General features: G+C 51.1%; 13 protein-coding genes. All 13 read left to right on the top strand.

The window, feature by feature from the left end; translation table 11 throughout:
* Window positions 1-5 precede the first annotated feature (5 nt).
* The 13 genes from J7E85_RS08280 (at window position 6) to J7E85_RS08220 (ending at window position 20,636) form a co-directional block, all read left to right on the top strand.
* Window positions 6-1,808, top strand: coding sequence for a sensor histidine kinase (locus J7E85_RS08280; RefSeq protein ID WP_215156767.1), 1,803 nt, complete (start codon window positions 6-8; stop codon window positions 1,806-1,808).
* Window positions 1,809-1,815: 7 nt separating this feature from the next.
* Window positions 1,816-3,369, top strand: coding sequence for a response regulator transcription factor (locus tag J7E85_RS08275; protein WP_215156818.1), 1,554 nt, complete (start codon window positions 1,816-1,818; stop codon window positions 3,367-3,369).
* Window positions 3,370-3,542: 173 nt separating this feature from the next.
* Window positions 3,543-4,787 (top strand): ABC transporter substrate-binding protein, encoded by a 1,245-nt coding sequence (locus J7E85_RS08270; protein WP_215156766.1) that lies wholly within the window; start codon window positions 3,543-3,545, stop codon window positions 4,785-4,787.
* A gap of 185 nt (window positions 4,788-4,972) precedes the next feature.
* Window positions 4,973-5,917 carry a carbohydrate ABC transporter permease gene (locus J7E85_RS08265; protein WP_215156764.1) on the top strand — a complete coding sequence of 315 codons (945 nt, stop codon included), beginning with the start codon at window positions 4,973-4,975 and terminating at the stop codon, window positions 5,915-5,917.
* A 5-nt stretch (window positions 5,918-5,922) separates the two neighbouring features.
* On the top strand, window positions 5,923-6,747 hold the full coding sequence (locus J7E85_RS08260; RefSeq protein ID WP_006207848.1) for a carbohydrate ABC transporter permease: 825 nt from the start codon (window positions 5,923-5,925) through the stop codon (window positions 6,745-6,747).
* 25 nt (window positions 6,748-6,772) lie between these two features.
* A complete protein-coding gene (bglX, locus tag J7E85_RS08255; protein WP_215156762.1) occupies window positions 6,773-8,902 on the top strand; it encodes a beta-glucosidase BglX in 2,130 nt (709 codons plus the stop codon).
* 25 nt (window positions 8,903-8,927) lie between these two features.
* Complete coding sequence (locus J7E85_RS08250; protein ID WP_215156761.1) at window positions 8,928-11,000, top strand: amylo-alpha-1,6-glucosidase; 2,073 nt, start codon at window positions 8,928-8,930, stop codon at window positions 10,998-11,000.
* Between the two features lie 148 nt (window positions 11,001-11,148).
* Entirely contained in the window at window positions 11,149-11,619 is a 471-nt protein-coding gene (locus J7E85_RS08245) for a DinB family protein (protein WP_215156759.1), read from the top strand.
* A gap of 545 nt (window positions 11,620-12,164) precedes the next feature.
* Window positions 12,165-16,007, top strand: a complete 3,843-nt coding sequence (locus J7E85_RS08240) for a discoidin domain-containing protein (RefSeq protein WP_215156757.1) — start codon at window positions 12,165-12,167, stop codon at window positions 16,005-16,007.
* A gap of 634 nt (window positions 16,008-16,641) precedes the next feature.
* On the top strand, window positions 16,642-17,196 hold the full coding sequence (locus J7E85_RS08235; RefSeq protein ID WP_076322389.1) for a glycerol-3-phosphate responsive antiterminator: 555 nt from the start codon (window positions 16,642-16,644) through the stop codon (window positions 17,194-17,196).
* A 296-nt stretch (window positions 17,197-17,492) separates the two neighbouring features.
* Window positions 17,493-18,830, top strand: a complete 1,338-nt coding sequence (locus tag J7E85_RS08230) for an ABC transporter substrate-binding protein (RefSeq protein WP_215156755.1) — start codon at window positions 17,493-17,495, stop codon at window positions 18,828-18,830.
* A complete protein-coding gene (locus J7E85_RS08225; RefSeq protein WP_483311308.1) occupies window positions 18,830-19,786 on the top strand; it encodes a carbohydrate ABC transporter permease in 957 nt (318 codons plus the stop codon). The genes J7E85_RS08230 and J7E85_RS08225 overlap by 1 nt, the downstream gene beginning before the upstream one ends.
* Window positions 19,776-20,636, top strand: coding sequence for a carbohydrate ABC transporter permease (locus J7E85_RS08220; protein WP_215156751.1), 861 nt, complete (start codon window positions 19,776-19,778; stop codon window positions 20,634-20,636). Before J7E85_RS08225 ends, J7E85_RS08220 begins: the two co-directional genes overlap by 11 nt.
* Window positions 20,637-20,661 lie beyond the last annotated feature (25 nt).

Genomic DNA, 20,661 nt, shown 5'->3' with positions numbered 1-20,661 from the left:
GGCTCATGAAGAAACTAAAGCAGAAGATGCTTCACTTAAGTCTGGAGAAGAAACTGATCGCGGCGTTCTCCGCCTTTATCATCGTTCCCCTCCTGTTGATCGGCGGCATCGTATCTTGGGTATACGTGGAGAATAATCGGAGTACGATGATTGATGCCGCCGTGGAGAACAACAAACAAATTATTAAAAATATCGACACCTCCCTGCAGCCGCTGCTGCGACTGTCCATGTTTCCGATTCAGGATTCCACGGTGTATGCCATTATGCGCAAGGATTACGGCAAGGTGACGTATCCATTGCTTGAACGGGGGCAGGATTTCGATAAAGTGAACGGCTTGATCCAGAGCGGGATCATGCTGTATTCGGATTTGATTGACTCCGTTGTCATCTATCACGAGAACAGTCAGTCGATTATTGGCCGAAGCAACAGGGAATATATGAACTTCGCCTATTTCAAGGAGCAGTTTACTCGTGAGCCTTTTGTCCAGAAGATCAGAGGAGCCCATGGTCGCCTTGTCCCTGTAGGGATTCGTCAGGAGCGGCTGCTGTCAACCAAGGGAATTCCGGTCGTGTCGGTTGGCCGGGCCATCATGGATCCGTACACGAAGGAGGATCTTGGGTTTATCCTCTTTAACATTTCGGTGGATAAACTCAAGACGCTGTGGAGCGATACGGCATTTTCCGAGAATACGAATTTCTATCTGATCGATGAAGCCGATCATATCGTGCATAGCGTCCACCCCGAGGAAATCGGGCTGTCGGCATCCGAAGTATTGGGGAATGATTTTCAATATAACGCAGACGGCGAAGTGAACACGAAGATCAATCGGGATACCTACATGATTTCTTCTTCCTCTTCTTTGGCTAATTGGAAGGCGGTTACGGTCATTCCGAAGAAGGATTTGTTCTCGATTGTCTATCTTATGGTTGCCATCTTAATCGCCGCATTGATTCTGCTGCTCGTGCTGTCCATCCTGATCTCGGCACGCATTGCGACCACGATCATGAAACCGCTGGCGGTGCTGAACAGCAAAATGAAGCTTGTCTCCCAAGGTCAGCTTGACGTAAGCTTTGATACGAGACAGCACGGTGAAATCGGTGTGATCAGCCATACCGTAGACCAGATGCTGCAGGAAATTCGCGATTTAATCGAGCGGATCTATGTGGAGGAAGAGGAGAAGCGGAATCTGGAGATGAATGCGCTGCAGTCGCAGATTCGTCCGCATTTTATATATAACACGCTGAACGTCATCAAGTGGATGGCCAAGATTCAGGGGGCAACCGGCATTGAAGAAGCGCTGCAGGCTTTCTCTTCGGTCATCAAGTTTACGGTGAAAAAGGAAGGCGACTACGTGACCATTGCGGAGGAAGTCCAATTCATGGAGAATTATACGAAAATTCTCGATTTCCGCTATTTTAATAAATTTGATGTCACATATGAGGTGGATCCGGCCGTAATGAATCATAGGACCTTGAAGTTTCTGCTTCAGCCCCTTGTGGAGAACGCAGTTTTCCATGGCTTCGAAGGTATCGATTACAAGGGAAACCTTGTGATATCGATTTATGAGGAACTGGATGCGCTCATCATGAAAGTAAGTGATAACGGACGCGGTTTTCCCGAGGGTGGACAAGCGAAGGTGGAGCAGGGCGGTCCGCAGGATACCTTCAACTCGATTGGACTTAACAATATACGGAACCGGATATCCCTTCATTTTGGGCCGGAATACGGCTTGTGGATCAAGAGGGGAGAGCATGGCGGAACCGTGGCATGGCTTCGGCTTCCGATCATCACAGAAGAAACAGGGTGATAAGCAAGTGCGAATACTTATAGTAGATGACGAGCCCCTCGTTCGGATCGGGATCAAATCAGCGATTGACTGGGAGGCCCAGGGCGTGGACATTGTGGGTGAGGCTGGCGACGGCGAAGAAGCGCTGCGCATGATAACGGAAACCGCGCCTGACGTGGTGCTGCTGGATATCAAAATGCCGAAGATGGACGGGATCGAGGTACTCCGGGCGGTTAAGGACCGGCAGCTTCCTGTGCAGGCCATTGTGCTGAGCAGTTTCGATGATATTACGTATGTGAAGGAAGCTTTGAAGCTGGGGGCGTTCGATTATTTTCACAAACCCGACATGAATGAACGCGAGCTGACCGCGATGCTGAAGAGCGTCCGGGAGCAGTTTGGAAGCCGGGGGGTTCCCGCTCAAGTAGGGCCGAGTGCAGCGGGCAACCGGAAGGAGCAGATGTTATATGACGCTCTCCATGGCCGCGTTCATGACCTGAACGAAACTGGACTCAAAGAGGGCAATATGTACGTCGTCCTTTTCAAAATCAAAAATTATCACACCGTCATCCAAAGGTATACCAAAGAAACCGAGTCGATCCTGCCGAATACGGTTCAGAACGTAGTCAGCGAGATTCTGTCCACGGAGAAGGAAGTTGAATATCTTCAACTGGACGAGCAGTGCAGCGTCGTATTCATCAGCAACAGCGAGCTGAAAAGCCTGCTGGCTTCGTTGACGCGTGTAAATAAAATGGTGCAGATGATCAGCTCCGCGCTCAAGCGCTTTGTGAACATCGACATCGTGCTGGGTATCAGCGACTGGTTTGCTGATTTCGATGGCATTAAGAAGGGCTATGAGCAAGCAGGAACCGCGTTAGCCCATCAATTTTACCACCCGGATACGTCGATATTCTATTATCAGCATCTGAAGCAGAAGAGTGAGAGTGTCTATAAACAGGCGGATGCTTATTTAAGCCAGATGAAGTCTGCGCTCAAGGAAGAAGCGAACGACCGATTTATGGAGTTGCTGTCCCAGTGGGAGAAGTTTCTGGCGCAAGAGGAATGCATGGAAGAGAAGGATGTCCGCAAGGTATACGAAGGTCTGCTGTTTATGATCGGGGAGAGCAGGGGAACGCCCGGCGGGACCGTTCAAGAGGATGTAACGGCTTTTGAAGAGATCCATAATTTCCAGCAGCTGTCGGCTGCGTACCGGGCCAGATTCGAGGAGCGGTTTAAGAACCGCAACCATCTGGAGATGAAGGGATACAGCCAGCTCACGCGCAATATTATGGAGTATACAGAAGAGCACTACCCGGAGAGCCTCTCGTTAAAATTGTTCGGGGACCTATTTCATGTCAGCCCGAATTATGTCAGTCGTCTGTTTAAGCAAGAGGTCGGTCAAGGCCTGTTCGATTATATTAATGAGCTCCGGATCGAAAAGGCGAAGATACTCCTTAAGGACTACCGCTACAAAATTTATGACGTTGCCGAGATGGTAGGGTTTAATAATCAGGCCCATTTTGCGATTGTATTTCAGAAATACACGGGCTTTTCTCCTAAACAATATAGGAAAGAAGAAGTGTGATATTCGAAAAGAAAGTGTGATTTTTCATAAAAACGATCTTGCAGTGCAATATATTTATAAAAAAATAGTCAATTTTAAAAAATTAATCATCATTTGATTAATTTTTTTTATTGCTTCCGCTCTTTATCATTAAGGTGCAAGGTAAAACGAAAAGAAATGTAGGGGGTAGCATCATGGGTAAAGTGAACAAGAAGTTTTCGGCCATGCTGGTGTTGTGCCTGGCTCTTGTTGTTGGTTTAACCGCTTGCGGCGGCAATAAAAGCGCTGACAATAAAGATAATGGAGCCGCAGATGCGGAAAAAGTGACCGTGAATTTCGGATTCTGGGGTACGGCACAGGATTTGGAGATCTATCAGAAAGCAGCGGATACCATCTCCGAGCAATATCCGGAGCTTGAACTAAAAATCAAACAATATCCAAGCAGTGAGCAATTCTGGAACACGCTTCCGGGTGAAATCGCTGCCGGCGTTGCACCTGATTTCATTAAGATGTCCAACGAAGGTGCTTACGAGTACATCAACAAAGGATTATTCTCGCCGATTGATGACCTGGTTCAAGCAACGGGCGTTGACATGAACCGTTTCCCGGATACATCGAAGAACATCTGGAACGTGGATGGAAAACAATACGGCGTGCCGAACAGTGATATGCCGGCGATGTTCTTCATCAACGAGCAGATGTGGAAAGATGCTGGCCTCGGCGAGTACCCAACCACTTGGGATGAAGTGATCGAAGCAGCGAAAGTGCTGAACAAAGGCAATGTGAAAGGCATTATTGTGAATCTGGATGCCTTCCATATCACGAACTACGTGAAGAGCTTTGGCGGCGGCTGGGGTAACGGTGAGACCATCAACTCTCCAGAGAACGTCAAAGCGCTGGAAATGATCATCGATATGTATGACCAAGGACTTGCTGTAACTCCTAAATCACTCGGCTTTGGCTGGGACGGCGAAGTATTCAGCAACGAGCAGGGCGCTATGAGTACAGGTGGTTACTGGTACAAAGGTTACCTGAAGGATGCAAATCCGGACCTCAAAATGGTAGCTATTCCGGTACCAAAAGGAACAACCAACGGAAGCACCATGAGCTCTGACGCTTACATGGTACTGAAAGACGCGAAGAACAAAGAAGCTGCGCTCAAAGCTGCTTATTACATGACCAATGACGATACGCAAACCGCATTCATGGAGCTTGGGTTTAATCCGGCGGTAGCCTCATTGTCCGAGCAGTATTTCGAGAAAAACCCTGAATTCAAGGCGCTGCAGCCTGCGCTGGAGTACAGCACGGACTATGGTTATCCGACGGATACCAAGCGTTTCACGGATGAACTCGTTAAAGAATTGGAAGGTTTGATTCTTGGCGGCTCCGGTAAAACGGCTCAGCAAATTCTCGACGATATTCAGGGCCAATTCAAATAAGAAAAAGGCAACACCCGCTCCCGCTCCTTGTTCTCAGGGGAGCGGGAGCCTTTCACATATTAGAATGTATAAGTTTTTTGGGGTCCCCGCAAAGTATTTGGAATAAGCATCGTAGCATAGGCTCCACTTTGTGGGGGTATTTTCATGATCCAACCAATTTAAGCCATGGAAGCGGGGGATAAATTATGTCCGATTACAGCAGCAAACACGCTGATATGAAAGGGAACAAGATTAGGCAATCCTGGTTCCGTTCGCTGGCAGACTCCGACAAGACACTGGGCTGGTTGTTTTCACTGCCCTTTTTGATATTGTGGGCGTGGTGGTTTCTCTATCCATTTATCCAGTCTTTCGTAAGAAGTTTTCAAGATGCGAATTTCGCTGCCTTGGACCAGGCGAAATTCATCGGCCTCGAAAACTATGTCACCATTCTTCAAGATAAAGAATTCTTCCGGGCGCTGCTTCATTCCCTGGAAATCGTGGTCATCTCGATTCCGATTCAGACTGTCCTCGGTTTGCTCTTGGCCATCCTGGTCAATCAGAAGCTGAAAGGCAAGGGGATATTCCGGACGGTATTCTTCATTCCGTATATCACCTCGCAAATCGCGATCACAACCGTGTTCATGATGCTGTTTAAGCAGGGCACCTTCCTAACGGAATTTTTCGGAGCTTTAGGCTTCGGGAATGTAACATGGTTTGCAGATACCAACTATGCGCTCTTATTCGTATGTATTCTGTTTATCTTCCAGCAAGCCGGCTTCACCATGATTGTGTACTTGTCAGGCCTGCAGGAAATTCCGAAGGATCTGTATGAAGCGGGCGAGATTGACGGAGCATCCAAATGGAACAAATTCCGCTACATCACGGTGCCGTTCCTGAAGCCGATCACGTTTTTCATCGTGTCGGTATCGACGATCGCCGGCTTCCAGATCTACGACCAGATTGCGGCGATTTCCCGTTATGGCGCACTCGGTTCGCCAGCAGGCGCTACCAGTACGGTGGTTACGTATTTCTACCAGCACGGGATCCGTTACATGAACATTGGATACGGAAGTGCGGCGGTGGTGCTGTTCTTCATGATCATCATGTTGATTACGTACCTGCAAAAAAAATTCTTGGATGAGAAGGAGTGAGGGTAATGTTGACCCGTACGAATAACGGTCGGCTGTTTCTGTATATCGGCACGATCATCCTTGGGCTCTTATTTGCCCTTCCTTTTCTCTATACCCTCTATACGTCCATCATCCCGATGCGCCATGTCAATACGCTGACGTCGCCGGCCAACTGGACGTTCGAGAACTTCAAAATCTTCTTCACGAATGATGCCTACAACGTGCCGAGATGGTTTTTGAACACCGTGATCATGACCGGCGTCGTTGTCATCGGGAACCTGATCATTAACCCGATGGCCGGCTTTGCGCTGGCCAAGCTGAATTTTAAGGGGAAAGGGCTGATTTACTGGATTGTCGTGGCTACCATGATGGTGCCGTACCATATGATCCTGATCCCGGTATATGTGAATGTGGCACAGCTCGGTTGGCTGAACACATTCTGGGGGTTAACGGTACCGTTCCTATATCAAGGTCTGTACATCTTCATGCTCCGCCAGTTCTTCATCTCGGTTCCGAATGAGTTTCTGGAAGCTGCCCGGATGGATGGCCTGACGAAGATGGGCGCTTTCTGGCGGATCGTGTACCCGCTGGCCCGTTCATCGCTGATTACGATGTCGATTCTTGCTTTTGCCGGAACCTGGAACAGTTACCTTGTTCCGAGTACGCTTGCGAATACACCGGAAATGTATGTGCTGGTTGTGGGTCTGAACAGCGTGAAGGATATGTTCTTTGAGAATACGCCGATGATTATGGCAGGGGTTGTGCTGTCCACGCTGCCGATCATCCTGTTCTTCTTCCTGTTCCAGCGCCAATATATTGAGGGGATTTCGAACGCCGGCGTGAAAGGTTGATATAAAGCCTTGGGAGGGATTAGATATGGATAACGTGGAACAGCGTGCGAAGGATCTTCTCGCGCAGATGACCTTGACCGAGAAGGTTGGTCAGACGGTGCAGTACGGCCGGTGCGAGGAGCAGGAGCTGAAGCTGGTTGCCGAAGGCAAGATTGGGTCCTTGCTGAATGTGCATGGTTCGAAAAAAATCAACGAGCTCCAGCGGCTGGCCGTGGAGGAAACGCGGCTGGGGATTCCCCTTCTCATCGGGGATGATGTCATTCACGGTTTTCGTACCATCTTTCCGATTCCGCTTGGCGAAGCCGCCAGCTGGGATCCCGAAGGGATGGAGAAGAACGCCCGCATTGCGGCAGTAGAGGCGGCCGCGGAAGGCATCCGCTGGACCTTTGCCCCGATGGTCGACATCACGCGGGATCCTCGTTGGGGCCGCATCGCGGAAAGCACGGGGGAGGACGCCTATCTGTCCTCCCTGGCCGCTGCCGCGAAGGTCCGAGGATTTCAAAGTCCGAATGAGGATGGCTACCCAACGGTAGCGGCATGCGTGAAGCATTTTGCCGGTTATGGCTGGATTGAAGGCGGCCGGGACTATGATACGACAGACATGTCGGAGCGGACCTTGCGGGAAACCGTGCTTCCCCCGTTCTATCACGGGATTCAGGCCGGGACTCTGTCCGTGATGAGTGCCTTCAGCGAACTGAACGGCGTTCCGGCTTCCGGCAGTCGGTATCTGCTGCGGGATATATTGAAGCAGGAATGGGGCTTTGACGGCATGGTGGTCAGCGATTGGGAGTCGATTGAAGAGCTGATCCACCATGGCTATGCGGAAGACCGGAAGGATTCCGCGTTGAAGGGATTGAACGCCGGCGTCGACATGGACATGCACGCCGGAGTCTATCTCGATCATCTGGAAACGCTGGTCCAGGAATACCCTGAGCTGCTTAAGCTATTGGACGATGCGGTTCTCCGCATATTACAGGTAAAAATTCGCCTTGGATTGTTCGAGAATCCGTATGTGAGCGAAGACGCTGAAGGCGCCGGAGATCCGCTGAAAGGGCAAGCCATTCCAGCGGATCATCTGGCTCAGGCCAGGGACAGCGCCCGGAGATCGATCGTGCTGCTGCAGAATAACGGCGGGATTTTGCCGTTGGATACCGGTAAGCACAAGAGGCTGGCACTGATTGGGCCGCTGGCGGATGACCGCCACAATTCGATGGGCTGCTGGGCTTGGAAAGGCCGCGATGAGGACGTCGTCACGGTATGGGATGCTTTTCAATCGGAAATCGCACCTAAAGCCGAGGTATTCTATGAGCAGGGCAGCGGCATTCTGGAGGAACTGGATGGGGGAGTAGAACGGGCTGTGGAGCTCGCCAGACAGTGTGATGCCGCCGTGGTCGTTGTGGGCGAATCCGAAGCGATGACGGGCGAGCATTACAACGTAACCTCCATTACGCTTCCATCCTGCCAGGAGCGCCTGATTCAGGAGCTGAAACGTCAGACTGACACGCCGATCGTCGTCGTCCTGATGAACGGACGTCCGCTTGCCACTCCATGGCTGCATGAACATGCGGATGCTGTGGTTGAAGCGTGGCATTTGGGAACCACCACAGGTCATGCGCTTGTGGACGTGCTGACCGGCGCTTACAATCCGAGTGGTCGCCTGCCGGTTACCGTTCCGCGTGCGACGGGCCAAATTCCGATGTATTACAACCGGAAGAATACCGGACGCCCTCATTTGTACGAAGATTATATCGATTGCGATGATTCTCCGCTGTATCCGTTCGGGTATGGCCTCAGTTATACAACGTTCGAATATACGGATTTGCAGCTGGATCGGCATCAAATCGGCCGGGACGAGACCGTACTTGTATCCGTGAGCATAACGAATACCGGATCCAGAGCCGGCGAGGAAACCGCGCAGCTGTATATCCGCGACTTGGTGGCAAGCTCTACCCGGCCGATCAAAGAGTTGAAGGGATTCCGCAAGGTACAGCTGCAGCCGGGCGAGAAGCGGACGGTGCATTTTACGCTGGGGCGTGAAGAGCTGGGGCTCTTGGATGAGAGGTTTGCGTTTACGGTCGAGCCCGGGAAGTTCCATGTCTGGGTCGGCCCGCATTCGGAAGAAGGATTGCAGGCTGAGCTTGTGGTTGTTGAATAAACCGGAATCAAAGGGGGATTTATGCATGGACTACCGCGTAATTAAAGAAGGAGACGTATTTTTTCTGACCGGGCTTAATGGAGATATCGTCCTCGGGGATGATCAAGGCCATGGGTTATATACGAAGGATACGCGTTTCCTGAGCCGCATGGAGCTGTTCATCGACGGCGAGAAGCCTTCGCTCTTGTCCTCTATGGGCGACAAGAGTTATGTGGCATCTTTCCGCCTAATGAAGGATACAAAGGATGTAGGGGCGATTGAAGTGCTTCGGGAGCGTTTTATCTATAATGGCATCCTGTACGAGCGCTGCACCTTGACCAATTATTTTGTGACGGATTCGAATATCGAGTTCACGGTTTCCTTTGATGCCGATTTTCAGGATATGTTCCTGGTGCGTAAATATCGTACCGGGGAAGTTGGCAAGATGGAGGGTATACGGACAGGCGATCAAGATATGACGCTGACCTATGTCGGCGCCGACAACCTGAGAAGGCAGACACGCATTACTTGGGATGTGGATGGCGGCCAAGCGGATGAATCCGGGAATGTTTCGTTCCCTTTGTCCCTGAAAGCCAAAGAGCAGAAGGTTATTACGTTCTTTGTTTCGCCGATGACGGAGCAGCATTCCGCAGCGGAGCCGTTGACCTACGAAGAGGGGCTGAAGAAGCTCGAAGCCTCCTATGAAGCTTGGTACGCGAACAGTTCGCAGGTCCAGTCGGATTCCGCGCTGTTCAGCGGCTTGTACCAGAGAGGACTGCAGGATCTGCGCATGCTGACGACCGATGTAGGCTCCGGTGATACAACGGTCGCGGGACTGCCGTGGTTCGCGGTTCCATTCGGCAGAGACAGCTTGATCACGGCCCTGTTCATGCTTCCGGTGAATCCGCTCCATGCCAAGGGGACCCTGAGAACGCTCGCAGCTTATCAAGGTGAGAAGACCGATCCTTGGCGGGATGAGCAGCCGGGCAAAATCATGCATGAGATTCGCTATGGTGAGCTGGTCACGACGAACCAATCCCCGTTCTCGCCGTACTACGGCACCATCGACTCCACGCCGCTGTTTCTGGCGCTGATCGGCGAATATTACCGCTGGACAGGCGATCTTTCCTTGGCGGAGGAGCTTAAGCCAAACATGCTGCGGGCATTGGATTACATCGATGCCGCGCTTGAAGCGGGCTCCGGCTTCATGGCCTACAAACAGGAAGCGGAGAAAGGCTTTCCGAACCAGGGCTGGAAGGATTCCGCCAACTCGATCATTCATGAGAACGGCGAGTACGCGGAATCTCCGATCGCGCTGTCGGAGGTTCAGGGTTACGTGTATCAAGCGAAGAAATCGCTGGCACCCGTCTTCGCAGAGCTGGGCGAGCCGGATCTGGCCCGCAAGCTGGAGACGGAAGCCGAGGAGCTTCGCGCCCGTTTCGAAGCGGCCTTCTGGATGGAGGATGAGCAGTGTTATGCCATCGCTTTGGATAAGGACCTGCGTCAGGTCCGAAGCGTCACCTCGAACCCGGGGCATCTGCTCATGAGCGGACTGCCGGAAGAGAGCCGGGCGAAAGCCCAGTCCGAGCGGATGCTCCGAAACGATATGTTTAACGGATACGGTATCCGTACGATGAGCACAGACTCCACCGGATATTATCCGATGAGTTATCATAACGGCAGCGTATGGCCGCATGACAATGCGATGATCCTGCTGGGACTCGGCAAGCAGGGGTTCAAGGAGGAGGCAGGCAAGGTTATTTCCGGCCTGCTGCAGGCATCAACGCATTTTGAGTACCAGCGTCTGCCGGAGCTGTTCTGCGGACATGATGCGAAGCTGGGCTATCCGGTTCCGTACCCGACAACCTGTTCACCGCAGGCTTGGGCGGCAGGAACCTCGATTGTCTTCCTGCAGGCGATGCTCGGATTGTATCCGAACGCGGCGAAGAAGGAAATCGCGTTATCCCCGTTCCTTCCGGAAGGGATGAATGAACTGAAGGCCGAACGGATTATGATCGGAAGCGGTCATCTGTCCGTCAGCGTCGTGCGTGAAGCTGACGGCAGCACGTTCCGCGTGGAAGTGCTTGAGAATACAACCGAATTTAATCTCGTTGGCTGATCGGTCATAAGATGTATGGCGGAACAACCTGACTCTTAGCGTGTTTAAGGGGCAGGTTGTTTTTTGTTGAAATTTCAGGAACGTATGTTCTATAATAGTGTGTGAGTTCGAACAGATTATTGTATACATACCTGATTGGAGAGAACATATGAATTCCTATTGTACATATGCATTACATCAGATTGAGGTTGCTGTCGTTTCCATTGTTGCGATTATCGACAAGCTCGATGAAGCGGATTTGCTCGTTAAACCGACAGAGGGTAAATATTCTGTCGGGGAACTGCTTAAGCATATCGCCGTCATCTGCCGGGCCGATTTCCACATATCCGGAGGAGCCACGCAAGAGGAGATGAGCACCTATTATGCAGGTGTATCGTTAAATAACCTGAAGGATTTACAGGCTGAATTATTAAGCAACTATTCTTATCTGGAGCAGGCGTTTAGAGAGATGACGGAAAAAGAGCTCCATCAGGAGATGACGTCCTACTGGAGTGTCACCTATTCGAGGTACGAATGGCTGCTCGAAATCGTGGCGCATGTGTATCACCACAGAGGACAACTGCATGCGATGCTGGTTCACTGTAACGGGAAGGATCCGAAGGTACCGTTATTCGAATAGCAATTGCGTGGAGGATATCAGCCCTGGCCGGACAAGGATTCATTCTTGGCCGGCTTTTTTTCAGCATTTGAAAGCTCTTTCCTTTCCTCGCATAGAAATTCACATAAAAAACATACAATCGCGCATCGTCAATTCTTCTGGTAGTCCTTTATAGTAATGACACAGCATGGAATGTGCTTGTCATCCACCGTTAAGCCCCCGCAGATTTACTCACGGCAATATCGTGTTTCTCATCTTTGCAGCAGCGCCTGAACCAGCATACCCATTCATTATATTTTCCGCATGATTCACTACAAACAATGCCAGTACGCAAGATTTCACCTATGTTAGGGCTAACCAACAGGGTTATTCGTGTTTGCGGCGTGACATGGAGTGCTGCGGCGACGGTTGACCGACACAGGGCACATAGGAGTTCGAGGGAGGTGATCGGCACGAACGGAACATATATGTAAGCGCATACTTTTTTCTTTCAACATGCGGCCAAGAAGGCGAGATTATGTATGCAATGTACAGAAGGAAAGCATTTGATATCAGGAGGTTGGATAATGAAATCCAGAAGGTTGATGAATAGAATCAAGCCTGCTGTAATGAGCTTACTCGCATGGATGCTGATATGGACACAGCTGATTATCATGCCTGACCCGGGCTTTGCGGAACAATCCCATACCGATTCGCACCCAGCCACTCAGATTGGAGATTGGCAGCAAATGGATGGCGATCCGGCGACGGGGGAACCCGTTGGTGATAATCCGGACACAGGCCAGCCTGGTTCAGGTCATGAGGAGGTGCCTGGAGATGGCTCAGGTAATGAAGGCACTCCCGGCAGTGGATCCAGAGAAGGTAAAGCTCCTGCATCCGGGGATGCCGTAATCGCGGTGGAGCCTGGCAATCTGGCGGCGGGCAAGAATATGACAGCCAGCTCCTATAACCAGACTTATGTTGCCGGGAATGCCAATGACTCTAACCAGGCCACCTACTGGGAAAGCAACAACAATGCCTTTCCACAGTGGCTTCAGGTTGATCTGGGTGGCTCCTACAATGTCAACAAAGTGATATTGAAGCTGCCCGCGAGCGAGTGGGAGACGAGATCCCAGACCTTGACCGTACAGGGCAGCAGCAACGGCTCGACGTTCACCAACCTGGCTTCATCCGCTGCCTATGCATTTAATCCGGCAGACGGTAATAAGGTTACGATCAATCTGACGGCACAATCGGCGCGATATGTGCGGCTGCTCTTCACGGCCAATACGGCATGGCCTGCCGGTCAGATTTCCGAGTTCGAAGTATACGGCCAGGCTCCAACCGGGGATACAGAGGCTCCGACTGCCCCGGGTAACCTCGCTTATACTGAGCCTGCTTCTGGTCAGATTAAGCTGACTTGGTCGGCATCAGCCGACAATGTCGGTGTATCGGGGTACGAAGTTTATGCCGATCATGCGGTGAGGGCAAGTGTAGCCGGCAATGTGCTGACGTATACGGATAATCAGCCTGCTGCTGCCACTGTCAGTTACTATGTGAAGGCCAAAGATGCTGCCGGTAATGTATCTGCCGCTAGCAACACGGTGACCCGCACGGGCGGTGGCAGCGGAGGCACCGGAACCAATCTCGCACTGAACAAACCGATCACAGTTTCATCGAACGAGTACATTTATGCCGCTTCCAATGCCAATGATGGCAGCTTGAGCACGTATTGGGAAGGCGGGGCAAACAGCTATCCGCATACGCTGACCGTCGATTTAGGCTCAAATTCGGACATCTCCTCGGTCGTACTGAAACTGAATCCGGATAGCCAGTGGGGAACGCGGACACAGACTATTCAGGTGCTGGGTCATGATCAGAACAGTACCACCTTCACGAATCTGGTATCCGCTGCGCAGTATACCTTTAACCCGGCTTCGGGAAATACCGTGACCATTCCGGTTGCTGCGAAGGTTAACGCCGTACAGCTGAGAATCACCGCAAATACCGGTTCGTCCGGAGGGCAAATTGCCGAATTTCAGGTCATCGGCATGCCTGCTTCCAATCCGGATTTGACGATTACGGGAATGTCTTGGTCACCGGTGAACCCGGTGGAAACCGACAGCATTGTATTAACGGCAGTAGTGAAGAATGTCGGGACCTTGTCTTCCGGGGCGACAACCGTCAATTTCTACCACGGCAATACCAAGCTCGGTACTTCGAATGTGGCAGGATTGGCAGCTGGTGCTTCGGCTAATGTGACATTGAATCTCGGTGCCAAGGAGGCTGGTACGTATCAGCTCACAACCAAGGTGGATGAGAACAATGCCGTCATTGAGCAGAACGAAGCCAACAACAGCTACATGCATCCGACATCCATGGTCATCAGCCCTGTTCAAAGCTCCGACCTGGTGGCAACGACAAGCTGGTCACCGGGCAATCCAGCCGCCGGAAACAGCGTGAATTTCACCGTTATGGTGAAGAACCAGGGTACGGCCGCATCCGCTGGAGGAGCCCACAACATTAAGATGACCTTGAGCGATGCGAATACGAACAATATCATTCAGACCTTTACAGGCACGGTGAATGGCGCCATCGCCAGCGGGGCTTCGGCTCAGCCGGTGAACATCGGCAGCTGGACGGCTGCCAACGGCAAGTATAACGTGAAGACTGAGGTGGCCGTGGATGCCAATGAGCTGCCGGTGAAGCAAGGTAACAACATCTCAACAAGCCCGCTCTTTATCGGACGGGGCGCGAACATGCCGTACGACATGTATGAGGCTGAGGATGCCGTCGTTGGCGGCGGAGCGGCTGTTGTCGGGCCAAACCGCAACATCGGGGATATTGCCGGAGAAGCATCTGGCCGGAAGGCGGTCACACTCAATTCAACAGGCAGCTTCGTAGAGTTCACGACGAAAGCCAGCACGAATAGTCTGGTTACGCGCTTCTCGATTCCGGATGCGCCTGGCGGCGGAGGGATCGATGCCACGCTGAACATCTATGTGAATGGCGTCTTTACGAAGGCAATCAATCTCACATCCAAATATGCATGGCTGTATGGCGATGAGGCCGATCCAAGAAATAGCCCATCTGAGGGAGCACCTCGTCATATATATGACGAAGCCAACATCATGTTTGACACCACCATCCCGAAGGGAAGCAAAATCCGCCTGCAGAAGGATGCAGCCAACACAAGCCAGTACGCCATTGATTTTATCAACCTGGAACAGGTGACGTTAATGCCGAATCCGGACACGACTAAATATGTCGTTCCGGCAGGTTTTACGCATCAGGACGTGCAAAACGCTTTGGATAAATTCCGCATGGATACAACGGGGAATTTGGTCGGCGTCTATCTCCCGGCTGGAACCTATCAGACTTCGAATAAGTTCCAGGTTTACGGCAAGCCCGTGAAGATCGTCGGTGCGGGCCCATGGTTTACGCGTTTTACCGCCCCATCGTCACAGAACAATACCGATATCGGATTTTCCATCAATTCAACGGCGAACGGCTCTACCTTCGCGAACTTTGCATACTTTGGCAATTACACCTCGCGGATCGACGGACCGGGTAAAGTGTTCGATTTCTCGAATGTCGCGAACATTACGATCGATAACATCTGGGTGGAGCACCAAGTGTGCATGTATTGGGGAGCCAACACGGATTACATGAAAATTACCAACTCCCGGATCCGCAACGTGTTTGCTGACGGGATCAACATGACCAATGGCAGCACAAACAATCTCGTAAGCAACATTGAGGCACGGGCAACGGGTGATGACAGCTTTGCTCTGTTCTCCGCGATTGATGCGGGAGGGGCAGACGAGAAGGATAACGTCTACGAGAATCTGACTTCGCTGCTGACCTGGCGTGCGGCGGGCCTTGCGGTATATGGAGGTTACGGCAATACGTTCCGTAATATCTACATTGCGGATACGCTCTGTTATTCCGGCGTCACGATCAGCTCGCTGGATTTCGGATACCCGATGAACGGCTTCGGAGCATCGCCGCCGACCCAATTCGAGAATATCTCGATTGTCCGTGCGGGCGGCCATTTCTGGGGGCAGCAGACCTTCCCGGCGATGTGGCTGTTCTCAGCCTCGAAGGTGTTTCAAGGCATTCGGGTAACGGACGTGGACATTATCGATCCGACTTACCACGGCATCATGTTCCAGACCAATTATGTTGGCGGGCAGCCGCAGAATCCGGTCAAGGATACGATCTTTACGAACATTACGATCTCCGGGGCCAAAAAGAGAGGCGACGCATTTGACGCGAAATCAGGCGTAGGGATCTGGGCTAACGAAATGCCGGAACCGAACCAAGGTCCGGCCGTGGGCAGCGTGACCTTTAATAACCTGAAGATCACCGATACCGTAACGCCGATCAAGAATAACACATCGACGTTTACGATTAATGTGAATCCTTAATACTCCAGCTGTGAAGCAAGATCAGCGCGGCTTGCAGAACAAGCAGCTAAGCTAAGTGCAGAGCAGACCCGAATCGTGCATTTGAAGCATGGAACCGCAGGCCGTCCGAACTTTTCGGGCGGCCTGTTCCATGTTCTATCTTAGCTTGTGCTGCAGGAGACCTTTTTCTAGATGCACCGTAACTGCGGACGGGGTGAAACATTACCACACCTTTTTCCTCTCGTAAATCCCCAACAAGAGCATGCTCTATGGGGTGTAGCGGTGTCATAGTATCGGCGTTCGCGCCATGATATTTGTTACATTGAGTTGATATTCTTTTGAATTCGACAAAATAATACAAATTTCGCTATAGACTATGGCTAAATCATTCCTCTATGATAGATATTAAATAGTTTGGCGAGCTATTCTGAAAGCGCTATCCTAACCTCTTCGCTGAACCGAATGATCCTAAGTCTAGGGGGAATCCACCAAACCAGGGATATAGCAGAATCTGTTGTTAACTGAATAGTAAGCGTATACATGATATCTCGAAGCCTTGGTGAGTGCCGTTAACAAAGACTTTACATATTGTTAATACTGTCATGATCTTATCGCTTTATCATAAGAGTGTTCGGTAAAAGGGGGACACTCACTTATGGCAGATCAAAGGACACGGCGTCTTCCCGTAATCGCTTCGATTACCAAGCTGGAACAGATCGATGCAGCTGTGAACAGCACGGTGGAGCGTGTGAACCTGATGACAGGCGATATCATAAAACTCAGGGATATCGTTAATCGACTTCACTCCTCAGGCAAAAAAGTGTTTGTTCATCTGGAGATGGTAAGCGGCATTGGCCGAGATAATTCGGCTGTGCAGTATTTGGCGGATTCGTACAAGATCGACGGGATTATTACGACGAAGACGAATACGGTATTGGCTTCGCGCCAAGCGGGCATTAGCTCGATACAGCGAGTGTTTGCCATTGATACGACAGCTTTAAGAACCGCAGTGAAAATGATCGGACAAGCCCGTCCGGATGAGGTGGAATTAATGCCGGGACTCATACCCCGCGTGATCCGCGACCTGAAGAAGGAGATTCACTGTCCGCTTATTGTGGGAGGTTTTTTACGAAGCGAGGAAGAAATCGATGAGGCGCTGGCAAATGGTGCAGACCTCGTATCTACAGGAGATACGCGTTTTTGGACGTAAGGTTCCCTGTATGGTTGATGGATTAACTATAATTACATATTTGCTAGGGGTGGAGACGATGAGATAACCCGAGTAGCAGCTACTTTAGCTTTTATAGGAGGTGGTGGCTCTTAGGTTGCGCTCTTTTGACGTCTCTATTTTTGTGCGCTTTTTAAGGGGTAGACGGGTTGATTGGATGGGAAAATTCCCTCATTTTAGGATCCGCGTGCCGTTGAACCGGCCATTTGATGAATTGGGTAGACAGCAGTGACGAAGATGAATGATGAATAGATTCGAGAGGGGACAACAGATCATCTATGAAAAAGAAATCATGGTTGTTAATGTTACTGACCATATTTATGGTTATTACCACGGCTTGCGGAGGCGGCGGTGGAAGTGAAAGTGCCGGAGGAGAGGTTTCGCTCGACGATGTGGAAGCTGCTTCGATGGATATGAAGAATGATACAACGCCTGTCACAATCCAGTACTGGCATGCCCATGCGGATGCTCAACTGGAAGGTTTGAACTACATGATCGCAGAGTTCCAGAAGAAGTACCCACATATTACGGTAGAGCCGGTGTTCCAAGGCGGCTATCCTGATCTTCACAAAAAATTATCGGCTGCAGTAGCAGCGAACGATGTTCCGGCCGTTACTAATGTTGAGGTATCTTCACTCGCTAACTTTGCGGACAGCGGCGTTTTTGCCGATCTGGGTCCGTGGATTAAGCGCGACGAAGTGAAGATGGACGATTTCGCTCAAGGTATGCTGAACGCTTATGCATACAACGGGAAACAATTCGGATTCCCTCTGATCGTCAGCACCAGCGTATTCGTCTACAACAAAACAATGCTGGATGAGCTGGGCGTAGAGCCTCCTGCGAAATGGGATGAGATCGAGGATTTCAATGCGAAGGTAACGAAAAAGGAAGGTGACAAAACGACGCGTTATGCTTTCTCTGTTCCAGGCTGGGACACATGGTACTATGACCCGTGGAACATTAACGGCGGTGGACAAATTCTGACGGAGGACCTGAGTGCCTCGGCTGTCGAGAATGAGGATTCTCTCCGTTACCTTCAGAATTTCTACAAGTGGCAAAATGACGGCAGCATGCATATGGGCTTCGGTAAAGGGGCCTCCGATAATATGCGTCAAATGTTCCTGAACGGTGAAATCGCGATGGTACAGCATACTTCCGCGATGCTGAAAATGTACCGCGAGAATGCGAACTTCGAGGTTGGCGTATCCTTCATCCCTGGTGATAAAGTACGGACCTCCAACATCGGCGGCGCGGGGATCGTCATGATGGACGGTGCTGAGGATCTGGAGAAGGAAGCGGCTTGGAAATTCATCGAGTTCATGACTTCGGCGGAGCAAAATATTAAGTGGGCTGAATCCGTTGGATACCTGCCGACAAGAAAATCCGCCATTGAGTCTGAGGAAGGCGATCAATATTTCGAAAGATGGCCGCAATACAGAGCGGTATACGAGCACTTTGACGAAGTGACACCGCGCATGCAGCACCCGGCTTACCCTGAATTCAGCGAAGTTTACAAAGAAGTTGTAGGGGAAATGGTGCTGAACAAAAAAGATCCGACACCACTTATGCAGGATGCAGCCAAGAAGATCAACGATATTCTGGCTGACTATGAGTGATGCCTATGGAGACCAATAAACCAATGACAAAGGCGGCGTCCAATCGGGCGACCGCTTCGGTCTCTAAACGGATCTCCCATACGTTGATTGAGAAGTGGAAGGACTTTTCGTTCGCGGTCCCCGCGTTGTTATTCATGGGCGTGTTCCTGTATTATCCTCTGGGTTATTCCGTGTACATCAGCTTTACGAACTGGAATATGACGCGGCCCATGAAGAAGTTCGTGGGCGTCGATAACTATACGCGCTTGCTGTCGAACCCGGATTTCTATCATTCCTTGAAGGTTACGTTCTTGTACACCGTCATGGACGTTGTGTTCACGCTTGTCATCGGGCTGCTGTTGGCGCTTCTGCTCAACGTGTCATCCTCACGATTGTTCGGTTTCATGCGCGGCGTTATCTTCATGCCGTATTATGTTTCGATGGTTGTCGCCGCCATGGTATTTACCTGGATTTACAACGGGCAATATGGGCTGCTGAATTCCATTGTCTCCTGGTTCGGCATGGAACCGGTCGAATGGCTGACCAACCCTTCGACGGCATTGCCGGCGCTGGTTGCCGTTTCGGTCTGGAAGGGCGTCGGCTTTGCGATGATTCTCTTTATTGCGGGCATGCGCGGGATTCCGGCCGAGTATTATGAGGCGGCTTCGATTGATGGAGCCAGCAAGTTCCGGCAGTTCCGCAACATTACGCTGCCGCTCTTGTCGCCTATGACACTGTTTCTTGTCATTACGAGCTTTATCTCCTCCATGCAGGTGTTCCAGTCGATCGACGTCATGACGGACGGCGGCCCGCTCAAGGCAACAAACGCGATTGTGTACTGGATCTATACGATGGCCTTTGATGAATTCAAAACAGGAAGAGCCTCGGCCCTTGTCATGATTCTGTTCGTAATCATATTGCTGTTAACATTGGTACAATGGGTGGTCAGCAGGAAGAAGGTGCACTATGAAGGATAATTATATGGCTGGGTCCGCCAAGTACCGAAAGACCATGATGGCGCTCCGTATCATCGGAGCTGTGATCGTGACACTCGTCATGTTTTTTCCGGTATATTGGCTCCTGATCAGTGCGCTCAAGACGCAGTCTGAGATGCGGATGGCCGTACCTACATTCTGGCCGGGAACCTTTGCCTGGCAGAACTTTGCCGAAGCCTTCCGGGTTATCCCATATGCGCGATTTTTCGGCAATACGCTGCTTATGGCGGTCGGAACGATTATTCTGCAGCTGAACGTGGCGCTTATGGCGGCATATGCATTTGCGAAGGGGAAGTTCTGGGGACGGGACGTTCTATTCTTGCTCGTTCTCGCCGCATTGATCGTGCCGGAGCAGGTTATTTTCGTTCCGGTATACGTCATGATGTCCAAGCTGGATTGGCTGAATACGTTCTGGGCGCTCATCGTGCCCCACGGGGCTTCCGCCTACGCGATATTCCTGCTCAGGCAGGCGTTCAAATCGATTAACAACGACGTGCTGGAAGCGGCGCGCGTGGATGGAGCCGGTCGTTTCTCCATACTGTACAAGCTTTTATTCCCGATGGCGATGCCGACGATCGTTACCATGGGCGTGTTGATCTTCATCTCGTCCTGGAACTCGTATTTCTGGCCGCTAATCATGACTAATAACAACGACATGCGCGTGCTAACGGTAGGTATTGCGATGCTGAGGGACTCCATCGCTGGAAATGAAGCCATGTTCTTCAATGTCATTATGGCGTCCAGCGTTATGGCGATTATCCCGATCGTGCTGGTCTTTACGGTCATGCAGAAGCATATCGTGGCAGCGATGGCGAATTCGACGTTTAAATAATCGCATAACCGGATGTTGTAGGTAT

This window comes from Paenibacillus sp. ISL-20 (genome assembly GCF_018613005.1).
Taxonomy (GTDB): Bacteria; Bacillota; Bacilli; order Paenibacillales; family Paenibacillaceae; genus Paenibacillus_AQ.
Note: the sequence above shows the minus strand (reverse complement) of the source record. Positions and strands in the feature narration are given on the sequence as shown.